We start from the raw sequence: 19,777 nt of genomic DNA on the forward strand, positions 1-19,777 counted from the left end.
GGAGAGAGTGAAGTGTCGGCAAGCGATGGGATGAAGTACTACATCTACATGCGGTCGACCACACCAATGCCAAGCAAGTCGAGTCCCTGTCGCAGTACTTGACCGGTGGCATGGCAAACCGCCAAGCGGCTCTTGCGAATGGCATCGGTTTCAGCAATCAACACGGGGCATTGATCAAAGAAGCTGGCAAATTGTTTGGCAACTCCATACAGGTATCCCGCCAAGACGCTTGGGTAGTATTCTTCAACCGTCAAGTGCAACATGTCTTCGAACTGCAACAATTGCAGGGCTAGACTTCGCTCCGCAGGTTCTTGCAATTCGATGGTGAAGTCGGCAATCGTGTCTTGATTGACGTCGACCCCTGACTTGCGGAGGATACTCTGAAGGCGGGCGTACATGTATTGGATGTAGGCCGAAGTATTGCCTTCCAGCTGGACCATTTTTTCGGTATTGAACTCGTAGTCGCTGGTGCGATTGTGGGAGAGATCGGCAAATTTGATGGCCCCCAAGCCCACCACGTTGGCGACTTGCAGGCGTTCATCAGCGGACATGTCCAATCCCGCTTTTTGCAGCCGGTCTGGGTTGCAAACGGCCTGGTGAGCACGCTCCACCGCTTCGTCGAGCAGATAGTCGAGGCCGATGACTGAGCCACTGCGGGTTTTAAAGGGCTTGCCGTCGGTCCCAAGCACCGTTCCGAAGCTGATGTGCTGGAATTCGGTCGCTTCATGCCCGCAGGCGCGGGCAGCGGCAAAGAGCTTCTGGAAATGCTCGCCCTGTCGATGATCGACGACGTAGAGGATGGCATCGGGTTGAAAGTGCTCCAGTCGATAGTCGATCGTTGCCAAGTCGGTTGTGGCGTATAGAAACGCTCCGTCCCGCTTGCGGATGATCATCGGCGCTTCAAAACCCTCGAGGAAGATGCAGGTCGCTCCGTCACTCTCCACAGCCATTCCCGAATCGACTAGTTTCTGAACCGTACCAGCGAGCATCGGATGGTAGAAACTCTCGCCGTAGGTGTGGTCGAAGTGCACGTCGAGTCGCTCATAGACAGATTCAATCTCGGTAATCGAAAGCGGCAGGAACTTCTGCCAGAGCGCGATGCTGTCCGGATTGCCTTCATGCAATTTGACGGTTTCTAGCTGAGCACGAGTCTCCAGGCCTGCATGTTCGGTTGCCAGCTGCATCAATTCCGTCGATTGGGCGACGGGTTCAATCTTCGCATTTAAACCAGCCAGTGTATCCTGACAATTGCGGATCTCTTTTTCAGCCGACTTGATCTGTTTCTTGCGATCCTTGTTGTCGGCAGGCAGCGCCACAGCAGCGGCTAGTCTCGCTTGTGCCGCTTCCACCGCTGCTTGTGCGGCAGCCAACTTGGGAATCGACGATTGGTATCCAATGATCTGTTGCACGAGGCGGTAGAGTCGACTGAGCTCTGCCACGGGATCTTGGGCAAAGGATGGCTGGTCGGCAAAATGCTGATAGCCATAGATAATCATTCCAAATTGCGTTCCCCAGTCGCCCAAGTGGTTGTCCGAAACAACATGGTGCCCCAGGAATCGCAACGTGCGGTTTAGTGCATCTCCGATAACGGTCGAGCGAATGTGTCCCACGTGCATCGGTTTGGCAACATTGGGAGCCGAGTAATCGAGCACATAGCGGCGCGGCGCGGCAACGCGGCTGACGCCACAACGGCTGTCTGCGGCCTGCTCCGCCAACTGGCTCGCGAGGTACGCATCTTTCAATTTTAGATTGATGAACCCTGGCCCAGCGATGGTAGGAGGTTCGCACAAATCATCGATTTGCAAACGACGCACCACCTCGGCAGCCACATCTTGCGGCTTCATACCCAGCGGTTTGGCCAGCGGCATGGCAATGTTGGCTTGATAGTCGCCGTTGCGGGGATCGCGTGCCACGGCCACCCGCGCCGCGTGACTGGCCGGGTCTGCGACCCATCCGTCTAGGGCTTGCTCGAAACGACTGCGAAGCAAAGAGAGGATCTGCATGTTCTACTCAGACAATTTGGCCATGTGCGCCGACGCTTCTGCGACGACCTGCGAGATATCTACCTGTTTTCCATCAGCCCACAACGATTCTAAGTCGTAATATTCGCGGGTTTCCTCGTCAAAGAGATGGACCACTATATTGCCGTAGTCGAGCACGATCCAACGACTCTCATCGTAACCCGCGACGCTAAGCCGGCGCTCATTGTGCTCGTGCTTCAACACCCGGTCAATCTCTTCACCCATGGCGGTCAACTGCCGTCGGCTGGAACCCGAGGCAATGACGAAAAAGTCGAAAAGAGCCGTTTGTTGAGTCAGATCGAGCAGGATGATGTCCTGACCGCGGTTCTCTGCAGCGCACTTGACCGCTGCCATGGCAAGCGCCCGTGAGTATTCGATCTGTTCGGGAGATGCGAGGCTTCCCACCGCTTCCGATTGCGGCAAGGGAGCCGCCGGTGGTGGCGTTTTATCCTGTTTGTCGGACTCTGAATTCATGAATGTATGCGTTTGAAGGTGCGTTGACATAGTTCGGACATGCGGGAATTATAGCGACTTCCAAGAAATCCACACCCGCTAAACTGATAGCAATCCCCAGACCCCACTTACGGTGGGGCTACTCGCACGAGGAACATCCCCATGGCTGATTGGATCGAAGAAGGTACACAAGCTCCTGCATTCACTCTCGCAACCGATTCGGGAGAAAAGATTAAGCTCAGTGACTTTCGGGGCTCCCCGATCGTGCTTTACTTCTACCCCAAAGATGACACCCCAGGCTGTACTAAAGAAGCGTGCGCTTTTCGTGATCGCAAGGCTGATTGGACACAGTTGGGAGTCACCGTGTTCGGAATTAGCCCCGATTCCGTGGAATCCCACGCGAAATTCCGCGACAAGTACGATCTGAATTTTCCCTTGCTGGTCGATACTGACCACAAAATCGCCGAAAAATACGGAGCCTGGCGGGAAAAGAATATGTATGGAAAGAAGTCGATGGGAATCCAGCGAAGCACCTTCTTGATTGACGCCGCCGGAAAAGTCGCCAAGGTGTGGAAGCGAGTTTCGGTGGATGGGCACGACGCCAAAGTCCTCGAGGCCCTCCAAGGCTTGCAGTAGACGCCGTCAGCATCGGTATGCATGCGACTCCTTGAGAGAGAGGGGGCCAGGGTGGCCGCTGGCGTGGTTTGGGCTGGCCAGTGGGCGTTGCCATATTACCAGCCTGCACTTGCGTCGTGAGTCGGCTTGGGGCCACGCTGTTGCCGTACCGTTGTGCAAGGCACCCCTGTGCTGGAGTTGCAATGGCAATCCGTAGCGTGAGTAAGACTAGGGCGATCGTCGCTACGGTCGGGGGGCTCGAGTACGACTTACACATGGAAATAGGGCAGTCACGGCCCGGGGGGCCATGCCACCGGCGGGAATCACGGCCGGTGGGGTGTTGCAGGCGGAAAAGCTCTGTGGCACTGAAAGTCCGAGTTGGCTACTGTAGCAATTGCATTTGCTCCCGTAGCCCGAGGTCGCCATGTCGCCTATCGTCTCCATACTCCGCGCCACCCATTGTCGCAGTACGCATCACTATTTTGCTATCGATGCGATTCAGAACTTGGCGACGCCCAGTGGTCAACGATTGGCCAATATTTTGTTGAAGTATCACGATGACTACTTGGTCGGCGCCAAGGCGCCAGACAAGTCGTTCCGCGACTTCCAGAATCACGTATTGCACGTCCAAGACGGATATTGGGGAGGAGCGACCGCCGCCTGTGAAGAGTGGTTGGAAAAGACCATTGGCTATCTGAATCGGCGGAAATGGAAAAAAGCCGCCTATGCCTGTGGGGTGCTCAGCCACTATTTCACCGACCCCCTCATGCCCTTGCATACCGCCCAGTCCGAGCGCGAGGCGATTGTGCATCGCCCCATGGAGTGGAGTATCTGTAAGTCCTATGATGCGATTCATGCGCAGTGTGGCCCGCAGCACATGGAGATCGATTTCCAGCTTGCCTCCGGAGAGGGGTGGATCAGCAAGGCGGTTACTGCTGGTGCCGAGATTGCCAATCAGCATTACGCGCGTTTGATTGAGATTTATGATCTTGAACTCGGTTGCCAGCACCCCCCGGACGGCTTAAATCACGAAGCTCGGCAAATCCTAGCGGAGCTGTTTGGCATCGCCCTCACCGGTTGGGGCTCGGTGGTGACCCGAATTGCCGATGAGATCGAAGTGGAATTGCCCGAGAGTTCGCTGGCATTGACAACCCTGCTAGCCAGCGTGGATATGCCGTTGGCCTGGATCGTTGGGCGAGTCTCAGATGCGGCCGAGCAACGTGCCGTGGCGGCTCTTTTCAAAGAGTATTCGGCCAAAGGAACCCTGAAGCGGCATCGCCCCCCGGAGATCAAGAAGGTGGCAAAGGAACGGGCAAAGTCTCCTGCACGTCCCTCCACCGGGCCGTTGACTTCCCAGCAGCCAGCTGGCGGTTTGCAGGTCGCGGTTGACGAGGGCAGCAGGCCGGAGGGAGCCTCTTGGCAAGAAGCGGGGACGCGTGCGCGAGACCTGTTCGAAACAATTGGAGCCACTCACACGACGGCGGCGGTTCAAACGGCCGAACCTCCACTTCAGGCCGCCCCAACGCTCGTCTCGCTGTCCGCCTCAAGAGAGTCGTTTGCAAGACCACTCGCCCGATCGGAACCCTTTGTGGTGGCTAACTCCTCCACGGGCGTGGTCGCGGTAGAGCAACCTCCCGCTCAGACTGTTTCAAGCCCGTTTACATCTGCAGCGCGAGTCTCCGCGCCGGTCCAAGCTTCCCTGAACGCTGCGTCGCCCATTGTTGATGCGCCCTCCATCGGCCCCAAAACGGCAGCCCGATTTGAGCGGGTAGGGATCGCGACCGTGGGGCAGTTTCTGCAAGCCAGCCATGTAGAACTGGAGCAGCAGCTCAACACCCGCTGGATTACTCAGTCCCTCTTGGCGGAATGGCGCGACCAAGCGCTCCTCGTGTGTGACGTTCCTGCCTTGTGTGGGTATCGAGCCCAATTGCTCGTTGCAGCCGATTGTCGCAGCGTGGCGATGCTCAGGCAAAGCAAGGCCGCGGAACTCGCTCAGCGGATCGATCTGGTGTGCAACAGCATCGATGGGCAGCGGATCCTCAGGGGAAGCCCACCGCCGACTCGAAACGATATTGCCAATTGGATTCTATCGGCTCAGGATAGCCAGGCTCGTGCGGCTTAGATGCGGCCGGCGTCCATAGCATGGAGCCGATTTGCTTCAGCCCACTTGAGATCCTCAGGCTGATCGGGACAATCTGACCTGTGAAAGCCAGAGCTGTTGCTGTGTACGAAACTCCCGCACCCCAGAATCGTCAGGACCCGCATTCATGTCGACTCAATATGACCGCCAACGCCTCATTGCTCTGATCAAGGAGCATGCGCTGCAGTTCGGCGATTTCACTTTGGCCAGCGGTAAGAAGGCCAAGTTCTATCTCGACTGTCGCAAGCTGACGTTGCATCCGTTGGGAGCGAATCAGATCGGCGCTGGCATGCTTGACCTGCTCGCCGACGAGCTTCCCGATGCGATCGGGGGGATGGCCATTGGAGCCGATCCGATTACTGCTGCTACCATTACGCTGGCTGGGCAGCGCGAGCAAAATCTACTTGGATTTATCGTTCGCAAGGAAGCCAAACAGCATGGAACCGGCCGTCAAGTCGAGGGGCCCGTCGCGGCGGGTATGTCGGTCGTGATCGTAGAGGATGTCGTGACCAGTGGTGGCAGCGCTCTGAAAGCCGTGGAGGCTGTACGAGAATTTGGACTCAAAGTCGATAAGATTCTCGCCGTGGTTGATCGCCTCGAAGGTGGCCGCGAAGCGATTGAAGCGGCCGGTTTGACCCTGCAAACGCTGGTCACCGTTCGCGACTTGGGTATCGAAGCAACCTAACCATCAACCTTTAGAGTGGGATCGGCGTCGTATGGAGACATCGCTGCATCGGCAATTGAAAATGCGCTACGCCGTGACCGACGATCAAACGGAGGTCACGGTCGACGGATTTCGGATTGATGCCATCTCGGCGGCTGGTGAGTTGATCGAAATCCAGCATGCCTCCCTGGGGGCGCTGCGCGACAAGACTCGCCAGTTGTTAGCCACCCCCAATCGCACCCTCCGCATCGTCAAGCCGATCATCGCTCGCAAGCGAATCGTTACTTTAGACAAACGCGGTGGCGACGTCCTGCGTAGTCGCCTTAGCCCCAAGCGGGGGGAGCTGCTCGATGTTTTCGAAGACCTCGTCCACTTCGCCAGCGTATTTCCACAGCCGGGGCTAATCTTGGAAGTGGTGTTGATTGAATCTGAGGAAACGCGTCTCGATCGAGTTCGCGCATCGCGCCGCGGCAAGAAGTACATCACATTGGATCAGCGTTTGGTGGAGATTCAAGCGTCGATTGAGCTTCGCACCCGCAACGATTTGCTGCACCATCTACCCGTAAAGTCCCTTCCCAAAACGTTTGATACCGCAGAATTAGCTGCCCTCATGAAACGGCCGCGCTGGCTTGCCCAGAAGGTCTGCTACTGCCTGCGCCAAACCGGTGCCGCTCGCACGATTGGGAAACGTGGCAATAGTGTGACGTACAAGCTAGTACGGCAGCGCGGAAAGCGAGCCGCCTAAAACGCTTCGTGGGGGGGCGAGGAGAAAGCCCTTGTGTACTGCACACCCACACACACGCGAGCGATGGGGCCGAACGGCCATGTTGTCACGGGACCGGTCATCAGCCTCCCCAAGGAAAGAGTCCCGACTGACTGCCTCCCTTGTCCACCAAGGCGTGGGATACAGGCTGGTCAGTGCAGAGCAACCAGTTCGAGCCGCGTGGTGCAGTGGTTGCACGGCAGAGCTGCGAGAATGTATCTTGGTCATGCTGGAGGCTTCTACCTCTTCGGCTTCAGCACCTCTGGAGCTCGAATTAAATGCATGCAGGAAGTGAAGTCGTCAGCAGTCTACGAAACTCACCGGGAGTTGAGGGACCGCCGCCAATGCGGATCGCACCCTACTTTTTTTGCGACGAATTCCTATGCCAAAGTTTAGTGTCGAACGCTCGATCGAAATTTCTAAGACACCAGAAGAGGTCTACGAAAGTGTCGTGGACTTCGGTACCTGGACAAAGTGGTCGCCTTGGCTGTGTATGGAACCCGATGCCACAGTTACCGTGACGCCTGACCGTTCCTCGGTAGGTTCGGTTTATGCTTGGGATGGCGACGTGGTTGGGGCTGGAGAGATCGAGCACCAAACGCTTGATCCCAACCGACACATTGAAGAGGAAATTCGTTTCTCTAAGCCATTTGCATCCAAATCGAAAGTGGAATTTGAGTTTGTTGCCGTACCCAACGGCACGCGGTTGACATGGCGCATGTCAGGTTCGTTGCCTTGGTTCCTATTCTGGATGACGTCTCAGATGGAGTCCTTCATTGGAATGGATTACGAGCGGGGCTTGAAGATGTTCAAGGAATGGATCGAGACGGGAGACGTTTTGTCCACGACAACGGTTCATGGAATTGCATCGGTGGGACCATTGCAGGTGGCCGGAGTGCGCAAACAGTGTCATCGTGACGAGATCGGTTCAGCCATGACGGGGGCTTTCGAGGAAGCAACTCGGTTGCTCGCACAGCACGTTTCGTCGCCCTGCGGTGAGATGGTTTCGGTCTACCATTGCTTCGACATCAAGAAGCAAACCTTTGATTTTACGAGTGGTGTTGTGCTACCTGAGATGCTCGATACGTTGCCTCCATCGCTTTCGCGTTGGTCACTCCCCGCGTGCGATGCACTGCATGTTACCCACATTGGAAGCTACGAGCACTTGGGGAACGCCTGGAGCGCCGTCCATGCGCATGCGCGTGCCAAGAAACGAAAGCCAAGCAAGCTTGGAAGCTACGAAGTCTACAAGAACAACCCGCAGGATACGGATCCAAGCGAGTTGCGAACCGAGATCTATTTGCCCCTGCGCTAAACAGCTGTCTGGCGTTGCGCAGGGAAATCCAGTGCTGGCCAGAAACGATGCGACGCATGCACGAGCTCTAGCGAATCGCAACCTGCGGAAGGTTTTTCGGTTTCGCGCGCTTTTCACGCCACCACGCTAGTGCTATCTGGGAAGTTCCAGGGAAGCATTCAGTGGCTCGACGGCTTCTTCAAATTGCATCCCGCCGCGAAACGGGTTGTGGGTTGAAGAGTGAAAAGAGTTTTAACGTGAAGGGGCGTTCCTCTAGCTTGCCTGCAGCGGCAATCACTTTGCGTGGCTCGCGCCGCGGGTTGCAAGTTCAATGAGCCTGTCATCAATGCCGGGGCAGCTCCTGTGGCAATGCGATCCGCGGTGCGATTTTAGCATTGAGATTGGAACTGCCTTTAAAATCATTAGGCCATTGAGCAGCTCCGAGCATCGCCCTCAATCTCGGACGAAATTTCAGGCGATGGAGCAAGACGCTGGCCTGTGAGGCCAGCTGGCTTAGGGCTTCTCCCAGCCCACCGGCTGGGTCCAAGCCTGTTGCTTCTGATCAGCGATGGACGGATCGGTGTGCGCAATACTGCTTGTCACCAAAGCGCGGACATACAGCTCATTACCGGTCATCTGATAGCTAGGGTGGCGTCCCGACGTGCGTTGAACAACCTTGCCAATCGCATCGGCGGTTGGGAGTTCTCCGGGCTTGTCTGATTTCAGCGTGGCGATGAACTGCGTTTCAAAAGTGGCTTCCGGAGCACCCTGGATATCTAGCGAAAGCGTCCGCGACTCTGCATCGAAGTCCACGGCTCCAAGCGTTACGCCACTGGAGGCATAAAAATTGGCCGACTTCATGGCGAGAATGAGGTACTCGGGGGTCAAGAATGGGGATTGGACCATGACCCAGCCACGACCTGGCCGTGCGCCCGGTTTTCCATGGTATTCATGGCTATCATCTGTTGCGATTCCAAGCAAGGGTTCCGCATCTAGTACGGCTAAGCGGATGGCGTTGGCCACATCCCACATGTGCTCAATCGAGATGTGCTCGTGGTCACCGAGCTGGTTGACTCCGGGGTGTCCGTTGTAGATCTCGAAGAATTGCTCATGGATCACATGGGCCAAGTCCTCAGCGGTCACCGCATAGTGGAAATTGGGATGGTTTAAGTGGGGCAACAATTGACGGCCAGTGCTCTTTTCTTGTTCGAGGACGGACCGAAGATTGTTTTGCATGACTTCCCGGACCGTAGCACCGCCCAGCGGTTGGATGATCTCTCGCAAATTGGTTGCGTTCATGTGCACCGGTTTCCCCTCGGCACTATCGCTGATCTCTTCGGCGGGAATGAGTAGGAATTGATTGGCTTGTTGGAGCAGCGGAGCAAACTCGTCGAGCGGCTTAAGTCGCACTTCTAGCTTGTCCCCCTCGCCACGCGTTTCTACCCAGTCATCTCCAAATCGGGCTTGGTATTTTTCGAGCACATCGGGCTCAGCGCGTTTGAGAATGGATTGCAAGGCCATCCAGCGTTGGCCGTCTTGAATGATATTGTGATCGGAAAGTGCAAGGAAATTGTATTCCTGATCGAGGTACCAACCGGCGATCATTTCGGGAAAGTCATCGCCATCACTCCACAGGGAGTGGGTGTGCAGATTCCCCTTCCACCATTGCATTTTCGGTGAATCGTCCGGTGGAGTCTGCGCGTTGGTCAGGGGGGAACTGGCTAGGTTGAGAACTGCAGCCAATACCAGCGTAAACACGGTGAGAGAAAGAGATCGCATGAGAGCTTTCTTGAAGGGAGGGAAGGGGAGGCGAGTGGCGGAGAATTCAAGGTCGAATCCACAACCCTGCCACTGTGGGATATTGGTTGGCTCCATGCAAGTATGAGGACATGAAAAATCCATGGTAGCTCCTCCCAGAGTGTCCTCAACTCAACTGCATGGCGGAAGCGTTCGTCCCTCCATTTAGTGGATTCGGTGGACGGGAGCGGTATGCCGCTCTGCGAAAACGCAAAGTTGTTGCGGAGATCCAGCCGGGAGTCGAAGCAATCCTGAAAGACGTCGCAGTCAACCGAGCCCCCAAGAGTTGCGGCGAGCGGATTGAGCCTGGAGGGGATGTCGGCGTTGCGGCCTGCTAATGGCGGTTTCGCGCACCTTGGTGGTTTCGGGTGGCTGTGGGTTAAAGAATCGTAACATTGTGTATTCGTAGTGTTTTACGGTAAATATAGACTTGCCATCAATGTGTTTCCGTATTTCCCTAACGGAGTGGTTTGCAACTTAACGCCCTTGGGGGATAATTCATCTCAGGCGGGTTTCACCGTTTCCTTATTTCTTGATTGGATTTAGATGATGTCACACCCCAAGCGTGGATTTACCCTGGTGGAGTTGTTGGTGGTCATTGCGATCATTGGCATCCTGGTTGGTCTCTTACTACCGGCAGTGCAAGCGGCCCGCGAAGCAGCCCGCCGCATGCAGTGTTCCAACAATCTCAAGCAATTGGGATTGTCGGCCCATAATTTTGAAAGTGCCATGCGGTACTTCCCGCCGCGCACGCATACCACGGTATTGCCCAACGCCTCGGGAGTGCCTACCACGTACTCTTCCGAAGCGACCGCGCAAGTCCTGTTGCTGCCTTACCTAGAGCAAGGCAATAAAGCCAACTTGTTCGATCACAATTACAACGTCAATTCTGATCAGCCCATCGCCCCTAGCATTCCAGCTAAAACGGGCGCCAATGCACTTGCGCGTGCCACAGACGTACCGACCTTCCTGTGCCCTTCGGATCCATCTTCGGCAACCTACCCCAGTGGCTCCGGCCCGGCGGCAGGGCGGCAGAACTACATGGCCTGCATTGGTGGAGCAAATTTGAGAGGTGGCTTGGCCATCGATGGCATCTTTGCCAAACCCAACGCCTCTTCAGGTCAGCAGTTGAAGGGCCCGAGGATCGGGGAGATCACCGATGGTACTAGCAATACTGCCATGTTCTCCGAAGTCCAACGCGGCAGCTTGGTGTACAACGCCACCAATCAGTACGATCATACGACGATGTTCAACTCGACCTCTGCATTTGGAGCAGTCGAACTGCTGGACGGGCGGAGCGTTCCACAGTGTCTTCCAGGCGGAAATAGCACAACCTCGAGTTGGTTGCGGTACACGGGGCAACAGTACTATCGAGCACTGCCCATCAACTTTGTCTACACCCACACGCTGCCCCCGAACTGGAACCGCAGAGCTTCGTCCCTTGACAGTCAACGCTACAACTGCGGAACCACCTCTTTCGTTACTCAGCATATTGCTGCGTCGAGTACTCACACCGGCGGTGTCACGACTTGCTTTGCGGACGGCTCCGTGCGATTCGTATCGGAGTCGGTAGACTTTGCTGTCTGGCAAGCCACTGGTAGCCGCTCCAACGGTGAAGTCAACGTCGTTCAAGACTAATCTTTTCAAATGACTGCATGGAGTGAGTATATGATTCGTTTACTTTCATTGGTTCTTTTGGCATCGGTCATGGGCTGCGGGCTTGGCGGCACTGGATCGGTTCCCGCTACGCAAGCAGACGCTGGCGAAGGGTTGAACCAACTCCGAGACCTGTTGGTGGAAGCTGCAGGTGTTGGCCCAGCACCCAAGAAGAAAGCGGACATTGCGGAATACATTGGCCGCTATCCGGCCGCCGTGGCCGGAGTGGATGATGGTTCTCTAACAGTGATCTGGGGCAAAGGGATTCGCGAGGGACTGGGGGATGATGCGGCGATCATCGCACATCAAACCGATACCTCTGGCGAATCTGTATGGGTTGTCCGCGAGAATTCCGAGATCGAAAAGCTGTCCGTTGAGGACTTCAAGAAGGAAGTTTCCTAGCGCACCTAGTGCATTGTCAACACTAAGAATTAGGGTCTAGCGAGCGTTCGGAAAAAGGTGTCCGACACCAAAAGCCGGAACGGCCCTTCGGGTGCTTTGCACTTTTGGTGTCGGACACCTTTTTCCGGGCAACCCGAAAATTAAGCATTTGACAATGCACTAGTTTTGGATTTCACGAGCCTGCGTACGTACGATGGGCGGCTGGATCGACGGCCTAAGTTCAAGCTTGAGTCCGTTCTCCCCCGCCCATTCGTTACGCACCGTTTACATCTTCAATTTGCCAAAACTCTCGCTCTGCTGCAATTCAAAGTGCAGCTGAGCGACGAGTTTCCTGGGAGCTACCGTAATTATTCGGCAGCTACTCTTCCGGATGCAATTCGTCTTCTGCGACTATTTCTCGGCCGCTGATCGTTAGCCGTTTGCTCAAAGTTTCCCAGGAGACTGCGCCCGAAATCGATTGCACCACCGTCTGGCGACGGTAGCTACGCTCGCCAGAGCGTAGGGGCCCACCGTCTGGCGACGGTAGCTACGCTTGCCAGAGCGTGGGGGGCCCACCGTCTGGTGACGGTAGCTACGCTCGCTAAACCCTAATTCTGAGTATTGAGGATGAGCTAGAGAACGGAGTCTGCAGGCTATTCACGCATGAGCGTCTCGTCCAAATTTAGCAGCACGCTCATCGTCATCGTCCAACTTGCAAGCTCTCCAATTTCGAGTTGCGTGTCGTTGGATGTTTCTCCAACGCCGAGTAGTTCCGAGGCATCCTGGGGTGATTGGGCGAATTGGTCGCGCATGGTTTGCAAGACACTCAACAGAGTCCGAAGTTCGGACTCCGAGGGGAAACGCGAAGTTGCGATACGGAATGCTTCGGTGAGTCGCTCAACCGAAGAGGCATCAGGCTTGCTTAGCACGCGCTCCGCAAAATGCCTTGCCGCTTCAACGAACTGCGGATCATTGAGTACCACCAAGGCTTGCAACGGGGTGTTCGTTCGCGCCCGGCGGATGGTACATTTTTCTCGGGTAGGAGCGTCAAAAATCTGCATCGAGGGGGGCGGAGCCGAACGCTTCCAGTACGTGTACAGGCTCCGTCGGTACAGCTTCTCGCCATGGTCTTGCACGAACTTGGGATTGCCTCCCAATCCGACTTCCGCCCAGAGACCGGCAGGTTGATAGGGCTTAACGCCAGGTCCACCCTGTGTGGTGTTGAGCAAGCCGCTCATCGACAGCACCCCATCTCGAATAAATTCCCCTTGCAAGCGGAAGCGAGCCGCACGGGCGAGTTGGCGATTGCGGGGATCCCGCTCAAAATCGGCCACAGTTGCATGGGATGTCTGCCGGTAGGTTTGGGACATCACCATCTGTTTGAGGGTACGTTTGATGTCCCAACCGTGTTGCTGGAAATCGACCGCCAGCCAATCGAGCAACTCGGGATGCGACGGAAACTCTCCCTGGGCACCGAAGTCCTCAGGCGTACTGACCAGTCCCGTTCCGAAAAGGAGTTGCCAGTAGCGGTTTACGGTCACACGGGCGGTGAGCGGGTTTTGGGGGGAGAACATCCATTGGGCCAGTCCCAAACGATTGCGCGGGGCATCCTCTTGCATCGCGGGCAGGATCTGAGGGGTGCGTGCTGTCACGCGATGTTCCGACGGCGCATCGTAGGCTCCACGCTTTAAGATGAAGGTTTCTCGCGGGGATTGCATGTCTCCCATCACCATTACGGAAGTCAGTGGTTGTTTCAATTCTTCAATTTGGCTCAGCTGTTGCCCAATCTGCTCTTCCAAGTCTACGTAGCCGGGAGCCAATTCATGCAAATAGTGCTGACGAAGTGTTTCAATTTGCTGAGGTGTGCGTTCGACCGCTGGAATCGCCAACAGGGAATCCACGGAACCGGCCAGTGCTCGACCGCGGACTGCTGCCGGACTCAAGCAGAAATCATAGACCTCCAGCAACTCGATCTCGCCGCGAAATCGAGAACCGGGATGGCGACTGCCAACCAACAGACTCTTGGTTGTTTGGATCGAACCGCTTAGAGCATCCTGCTCGATCTCCCACTCCCATTCATCACCATTGACGTAGATCTTGACGCCTGCGGCCGAAGAAGAACCGTCGTACGTAGCAAACACGTGGTACCACTGGCCGGCCTCTAGCTTCTTCTTCGTCGTCACCTTGATTGCGTTCTGCGGCCAAGCGTGGATGATGTGGACGGAGATCGAGCTTGCACCCACGTAGAGGTCGTATCCACGGTAGGCATTTTGATCGTCCATACGAGCGAGAGCTGCACCGACACCACTGGAGGGTTTGATCCAGCCGCCGTAGGAGAATGCATCGGATCGCTCAAAATCTGCTACGTCGCCAAAATCAACAAAGTTGTTGCCCGAGAAGTTCAGGCCTTTGCCATTCGGAGTCTCAACCCATTCGACCTTGCCGGTGAGTTTTCCGGTGATGGTGTTATCCGATTTTTGGCTTGGCGAAATTTCGGTTGGATTTTCTGACTGAGTGTCAGCAGGCTCCGGTTCCGTGGAGGCGGCGGGAGCCGCTTCCTTGGGCTGCAACGCCGCCGCAATGTGGCGTCCCTTTCCCTCTTGAAACGGAATGCTTAGGAGTGGTGTCACTGGGGGAGAAGCTAGGGAACTCGCTGTCGTTGTTTGCTCCAGTAACCATTGCTGAAACTGCGGCTCGGCCTGGTTCGCTAAGGCCGCCAGCTGCGTCTGTAGGTCAGCGAGTTGAGACTCCGCGGCGGGTAGCTGGGCTTCGCGCTGAGGATCGGGGATCTCAAGCAATGGCGTGGCATTTCCATCGCGAGTTTGCATGCCGGCATCGTCACTGATATTGAAGAACGCGTAGAAGCTGTAGTAGTCCTCGTGCGAAATGGGATCGTACTTGTGATCGTGACATTGTGCGCACTCCAGGGTGAGCCCCATCCACACCATGCTGGTGGTCTTAACTCGGTCGACCGCGTATTCGACGCGATACTCTTCCGCGATGGCACCTCCCTCGTCGGTGGTGCCGTTATTGCGATTGAACGCGGATAGGATCTTTTGCTGCAGCGTTGCCTCGGGGAGTAAATCGCCGGCGAGCTGTGCAATTGAGAACTCATCGAATGGCATATTTGCGTTGTAGGCATCTACCACGGCATCTCTCCAGCCCCACATGTCGCGTGGGCCATCTGCGTGAAAGACGCTGGTATCCCCATAGCGTGCGGCATCCAGCCACATCAGCCCCATTCGCTCGCCGTAGTGCGGAGAGGCTAGCAAGCGATCGACGACGCGTTCCAACGCGTTGTCCGAGGTGTCGCTGAGGAAATCGTCCACCTCTTGCAGCGTGGGGGGCAAGCCCGTTAGGTCAAAGGTCAGGCGACGAATCAACGTGGAGCGACTCGCCTCCCGGCTGAAGCTCTTTCCCTGGGCGCGGAGCTCTCGCAATACAAAACGATCGATGGGGTTGGGGAGCTCCAAATCGGGCAATTCCGGGAGTGTTGGGGGCTCGAACGACCAGTGCTGGCTCCAGACGGCTCCTTCGTCAATCCAGCGCATGAGCAATTGACGCTCGGCGTCGGACATCTCCTTCTTCGAGGCAGGGGGAGGCATGACCTCATCGGGATCGGTGGAGAGCAGGCGGCGGATGAGTTCGCTATCGGCGGCACTGCCCGGGACCAAGACGCTTTCTTTGGCCGCCTCCTCCAAGTCTAAACGCAAATCGGCTTCACGGTGTTCGGTGTCGGGGCCATGGCAGTAGTAGCACTTGTCCGAAAGAATGGGCCGGATATCTCGGTCAAAACGGAGCGTGTCAACTTGGGCGTGGAGGAATCCATTCTGCGCTAGTACGGCAAGAACAGCAAAGCAGAGGGGAACGTGTTGCATTGCTAAGAACTTCAGAGTCGAGGTAAGAAAAACATGGCTGGCGTCTAGCAGTATACTATAACTAAGGTTTCCGCTTGTTCGATTCCACCGGAGCCTGCCATCTTCTAACCCGCGAGGCTGGGAGATCGCTCCACGCCTGGAGGAGAGCCGTAGAGGCCCTAGTCCCAGTTGAAGGCAGTTCAGCCTACGCCACACGGCCGACGTGCTGGATTGGCGGTGGTCAGGATGAAAAGGTGGCGGTCAGAGTCGAAACGGGGATGGGAAAAGGGGACTAGTAGAGTGTTCTTCGAATATTGCTCCAGCAGAATTAGCGAGCCGATCGATGCTTGATTTAATTGGCAAGGGAAAGACCCATACCTGCAACGGTGCGACGCGCCGCGATTTTTTGCAAGTGGGCACGTTGGGAACGTTGGGGTTCGGCCTACCGCAGTGGCTGCAAGCCAAGGAAGCGGGACTCGTCGATCCGGCCCAAGACAAAAAATCGTGTATCTTGATCTTCAACTTGGGGGCACCAAGCCAGCTCGATACATTCGACATGAAGCCGAATGCGCCGGCGGAAATTCGCGGGCCATTTCGCCCGATCTCCACGAACGCCGACGGAATTCAGGTCTCTGAAATCTTGCCGCTGCATGCGAAGATTGCCGATAAGATCGCTTTCGTCCGCTCTTGCTTTCACCGCGGCGCGGCGGTGCACGATTCTGGCTGGCAAATCATGCAAACCGGGCGATTGTTCACGGGGGGAGTTGATACGCCCCACGTTGGGTCCGCCGTGTGGTACTTGCGCGGAGCGCGGAGCGACCTACCACCGCACATCGTGTTGCCAGAGACCATGGGCCGCGGTGGCGGAAATTTACCCAACGGACAGGCGGGCGGCTTCTTGGGAAAAGCTTACGATCCGTTTGCACTCTTAGCGGATCCCTCGCAGGCGAACTTTGAGGTCCCAGACCTGTTGCCGCCGACCTCCATTCCCCCAGCTCGCCTGGACCGCCGCCGCAGGATGCGGGAAGCGGTGGAAGCCTCCATGACCCAGTTTGAGGCTAGTGAGAATGCCCGGATTATGAGCGAGCATTTTGACACCGCCTATCGACTAATGACTAGCCCTCAGGCACGCAATGCTTTTGATTTGAGCCAGGAACCTATTCAAGTCCGTGAGCGGTATGGGATGAACCGTTTTGGCCAATGCTGCTTGCTGGCCCGAAGATTGGTCGAGGCGGGAGTGCGCTTCGTCACCGTCAATACGTTCCTGACCGTCTTTGACGAAATCACCTGGGACATCCACGGAAGCAAGCCCTTTACCTCAATTGAAGGGATGAAGAATATTGTCGCGCCGATGTATGACCAAGGTTATTCGGCACTGATCCTCGATCTGGCCGATCGCGGAATGCTCGACGACACCTTGGTTGCCAACCTGGCCGAATTCGGACGCACACCCAAGGTGAATCCGGCGGGGGGGCGAGACCATTGGCCCCAGTGTTTCACGGTTTATTTTGCGGGTGGCGGAGTGCAGGGGGGACGCGTGGTTGGAGCCAGCGATCCCATCGGCGCGGTTCCTGACGACCGGCCTACAGAGCCTCCGGAAATTGTGGCCACGATCTTTCATGCCCTCGGTCTTAAGCTCACCGAACACATCCCTGGTCCGGGAGGCCGCCCGTTCCCCATTGTGGATTCTGGATTTCGGGAGATCCATGAACTGTTCTAGCGCATTGTCAACACTAAGAATTAGGGTTTAGCGAGCGTTCGGAAAAAGGTGTCCGACACCAAAAGCCGGAACGGCCCTTCGGGTGCTTTGCACTTTTGGTGTCGGCCACCTTTTTCCGGGCAACCCGAAAATTAAGCATTTGACAATGCACTAGGGCGGCCGCGAGAGTGATGCTGGGACTCGCGCGTTCCCGTTGAGCCTGAAACGATTTGTTGAACGCCTTGGTTGCGTTTCGAAGTGCTGCACTTACGCAGTGGTGGTTGAGTGGGAGTCGCGGCGTGCCACGCTGTCGCGAGCGGGCGTGGACAACAGTAGCTCGATGTCGGCCAACGCGATACCAAGATGCACCGCGATCTTCTCGTGGTCCCAGCCCTGCGCGGTCAGATGGCGGGCCTGGGCGAGTGGGCTGTCGGGAGCTATTTGCACCTGCTCTGCCAGCTCAATCAACTGGCTGAGCCGCCGCGCCGCCTGATCGTAGGTCTGCGAAAGGGAGCGCACCGCGAGCATTTTTGAATCGAGCTCCCCTTTCAGCTCACGCCCCAAGTCGTGCAATTCCACCTGCCATTGCAGAATCTCCGGCGGCGCTCCCAGGGAGCGCGTTCCGGTGAATGTATGTGGTTGACCCACGGCATTCCCGTTGTGCACCAAGCTCGAGAGGGCGACTCCCGATCTAGCCGCCTTTTGACGCCGCATTTTGCCACGGAGCAGAATCCAACAGATGATGCCAATTCCGGCAAGGGTCATCAGCTGTTGTATTTGTTCTTGCGAAAACACGCGTCTGGCTCTGCAGTGGGTGGAGGGGAGGAGCTCTTATAGGCTCCCGTATCCCAGAGGTCGGCTATCCATTCACGCAGCTAAAGTTCATTCCGTTTCATGGCGTGGTTACCGACAAATCGAGCGGCAACCCAACTGGATTTAGCGATGATGATCATGGCCCGAGTCGTGGTGATCGTGGTGATCGTGGTGATCGTGGTGATCGTGGTGATCGTGGTGATCGTGGTGATCGTGGTGATCATGGTGATCATGGTGATCGTGGTGATCGTGGTGATCGTGGTGATCATGGTGATCATGGTGATCATGGTGATCGTGAGATCCGTTGGGGCGCGGAGGAGGAGGGGGAGGTGGGCCGCGACGGTCTGATTCAAAGGGGCGATCGCCTGGTCCCGTGGGCAGGTTCTGGAGAGGCTGAAGGTCTTCTACGGCCTGCTGCGCCGCCTCCAGAACCACTTGGAATACATGTTCCAAAGATTCCTGGTGGGATTCTGCAAATTGCCGGCAATCCTCGTATTCGGGGGAGACTCGAGGGCTCTGGGGGCCGAGACCGTCCGTTGGCCAAGCTACCTTCACGCGAGCGACGCCCCAACGCGTATCCACTCGCAACACCTCGCGATGCAGTTTGCGGCGTGACATGCGGGTGCGACGTATTCCCAGGGAGCCACAGTGGGTGAAGAGGCAGTCTTCCAGTCGACCTCGGTGCTCGGGGCGGGCGATTACGGATAGCAGCGTCGCTGGGCGATTCTTTTTCATGCCAATCGCTGTTGTGAAGACATCCAACGCACCGCTCTTCCACAGTTGTTCAATGGCAAATCCCAGTTGCTCACCCGTAATGTCATCCATGTTGCATTCGAGGACTACGACATCATCTCGATCTTCGTCGAGTGGGGAGCCAATCAAAATGCGAAGAATATTAGCTTGTTCGGGCATGTCTCGATGCCCCGCACCGTAGCCGATCCTGTTGATCTGCATGCTGGGCAACGGACCAAACTGATCCACCAGGGTCGCCAAGATGGCTGCGCCGGTGGGGGTCGTCAATTCTGCCTCGATGCCACAGGCGCGAATGGGAACGCCTTTGAGGAGTTCTGCAGTGGCTGGGGCGGGGACGCTGACCGTACCGTGGGCTATTTTAACGGTCCCTGTTCCCGTTGGCGTGGCCGAGGCGACGATGCGCTGGATCTCCAAATTGCACAGGGCAACAGCGACTCCTACGATATCGACGATGGAGTCCACGGCGCCCACTTCATGAAAATGTACCGATTCGATATCGGTGCCATGCACATGCGCCTCAGCGGCTCCCAAGCGACGGAAGATACGTCCGGCCATTCCGCGTTCGCGAGCCGTCAACTGGCTCCGCTCCAGCATCGCCTCGATATCGCTCAAGTGGCGGTGCACATGCTCGGCAGGATGCAGGACATCCAACCGCAATGCCCGAAAATCATGGCGTCGCGTTGTCGAGAACTGCAACCGTACGTTCTCCAACCCCAAGGACTGGACTTGGCGCTCAATATAGTTCGCGTCTGCCCCAGCATCGACTAAAGCAGCGAGTGTCATGTCCCCGGCAATGCCGCTGAGCGTATCTAAGTAAGCAATTGCCATATTTCGTCCGTTCTAGAGAATTTCGTTCGTTCAGCTGCTTTAA

At 56.4% G+C, this 19,777-nt stretch carries 15 protein-coding genes; 9 read left to right on the plus strand and 6 right to left on the minus strand.

Annotation, left to right across the window (positions count from 1 at the left end; genetic code table 11):
• Positions 1–44: 44 nt before the first annotated feature.
• Positions 45–2,003: an arginine--tRNA ligase gene (gene argS / locus Q31a_RS10710; protein WP_145077394.1), complete on the minus strand. Its 1,959-nt coding sequence runs from the start codon at positions 2,001–2,003 to the stop codon at positions 45–47.
• 3 nt (positions 2,004–2,006) lie between these two features.
• Positions 2,007–2,495, minus strand: coding sequence for a ribosome silencing factor (gene rsfS, locus Q31a_RS10715; RefSeq protein ID WP_145077396.1), 489 nt, complete (start codon positions 2,493–2,495; stop codon positions 2,007–2,009).
• A gap of 141 nt (positions 2,496–2,636) precedes the next feature.
• Here rsfS and bcp point away from each other — a divergent pair, with 141 nt between their 5' ends.
• The 5 genes from bcp (at position 2,637) to Q31a_RS10740 (ending at position 7,971) form a co-directional block, all read left to right on the plus strand.
• On the plus strand, positions 2,637–3,110 hold the full coding sequence (gene bcp / locus Q31a_RS10720) for a thioredoxin-dependent thiol peroxidase (RefSeq protein ID WP_145077398.1): 474 nt from the start codon (positions 2,637–2,639) through the stop codon (positions 3,108–3,110).
• 403 nt (positions 3,111–3,513) lie between these two features.
• Entirely contained in the window at positions 3,514–5,211 is a 1,698-nt protein-coding gene (locus tag Q31a_RS10725; RefSeq protein WP_145077400.1) for a DUF4332 domain-containing protein, read from the plus strand.
• 145 nt (positions 5,212–5,356) lie between these two features.
• Positions 5,357–5,914, plus strand: a complete 558-nt coding sequence (gene pyrE / locus Q31a_RS10730; protein ID WP_145077402.1) for an orotate phosphoribosyltransferase — start codon at positions 5,357–5,359, stop codon at positions 5,912–5,914.
• A 31-nt stretch (positions 5,915–5,945) separates the two neighbouring features.
• Positions 5,946–6,638, plus strand: coding sequence for a hypothetical protein (locus tag Q31a_RS10735; protein WP_145077404.1), 693 nt, complete (start codon positions 5,946–5,948; stop codon positions 6,636–6,638).
• Between the two features lie 400 nt (positions 6,639–7,038).
• The gene (locus Q31a_RS10740) at positions 7,039–7,971 is read left to right on the plus strand and encodes an SRPBCC family protein (protein WP_145077406.1); all 933 of its coding nucleotides are present in this window, start codon (positions 7,039–7,041) and stop codon (positions 7,969–7,971) included.
• Positions 7,972–8,463: 492 nt separating this feature from the next.
• Here Q31a_RS10740 and Q31a_RS10745 read toward each other — a convergent pair whose 3' ends face one another.
• A complete protein-coding gene (locus Q31a_RS10745; protein ID WP_231691145.1) occupies positions 8,464–9,852 on the minus strand; it encodes a PHP domain-containing protein in 1,389 nt (462 codons plus the stop codon).
• 35 nt (positions 9,853–9,887) lie between these two features.
• Between Q31a_RS10745 and Q31a_RS10750 the strand changes: the two genes are divergently transcribed.
• From Q31a_RS10750 to Q31a_RS10760, 3 genes are all read left to right on the plus strand, one after another.
• Positions 9,888–10,085, plus strand: coding sequence for a hypothetical protein (locus tag Q31a_RS10750; RefSeq protein WP_145077408.1), 198 nt, complete (start codon positions 9,888–9,890; stop codon positions 10,083–10,085).
• A 208-nt stretch (positions 10,086–10,293) separates the two neighbouring features.
• On the plus strand, positions 10,294–11,385 hold the full coding sequence (locus Q31a_RS10755; protein WP_145087120.1) for a DUF1559 family PulG-like putative transporter: 1,092 nt from the start codon (positions 10,294–10,296) through the stop codon (positions 11,383–11,385).
• 30 nt (positions 11,386–11,415) lie between these two features.
• The gene (locus tag Q31a_RS10760) at positions 11,416–11,805 is read left to right on the plus strand and encodes a hypothetical protein (RefSeq protein WP_145077410.1); all 390 of its coding nucleotides are present in this window, start codon (positions 11,416–11,418) and stop codon (positions 11,803–11,805) included.
• A gap of 632 nt (positions 11,806–12,437) precedes the next feature.
• Here the strand turns inward: Q31a_RS10760 and Q31a_RS10765 are convergent.
• On the minus strand, positions 12,438–15,662 hold the full coding sequence (locus Q31a_RS10765) for a DUF1553 domain-containing protein (protein WP_145077412.1): 3,225 nt from the start codon (positions 15,660–15,662) through the stop codon (positions 12,438–12,440).
• Positions 15,663–15,984: 322 nt separating this feature from the next.
• Between Q31a_RS10765 and Q31a_RS10770 the strand changes: the two genes are divergently transcribed.
• Complete coding sequence (locus tag Q31a_RS10770; RefSeq protein WP_145077414.1) at positions 15,985–17,361, plus strand: DUF1501 domain-containing protein; 1,377 nt, start codon at positions 15,985–15,987, stop codon at positions 17,359–17,361.
• Positions 17,362–17,607: 246 nt separating this feature from the next.
• On the opposite strand, the gene Q31a_RS10775 is transcribed toward Q31a_RS10770, so the two are convergent.
• Both Q31a_RS10775 and larC read right to left on the minus strand, forming a co-directional pair.
• A complete protein-coding gene (locus Q31a_RS10775) occupies positions 17,608–18,135 on the minus strand; it encodes a hypothetical protein (protein WP_145077416.1) in 528 nt (175 codons plus the stop codon).
• A 141-nt stretch (positions 18,136–18,276) separates the two neighbouring features.
• Entirely contained in the window at positions 18,277–19,734 is a 1,458-nt protein-coding gene (gene larC, locus Q31a_RS10780) for a nickel pincer cofactor biosynthesis protein LarC (protein WP_145077418.1), read from the minus strand.
• Positions 19,735–19,777: the final 43 nt, after the last annotated feature.

The sequence above is a fragment of the Aureliella helgolandensis genome (assembly GCF_007752135.1).
GTDB classification, from domain to species: Bacteria; Planctomycetota; Planctomycetia; order Pirellulales; family Pirellulaceae; genus Aureliella; species Aureliella helgolandensis.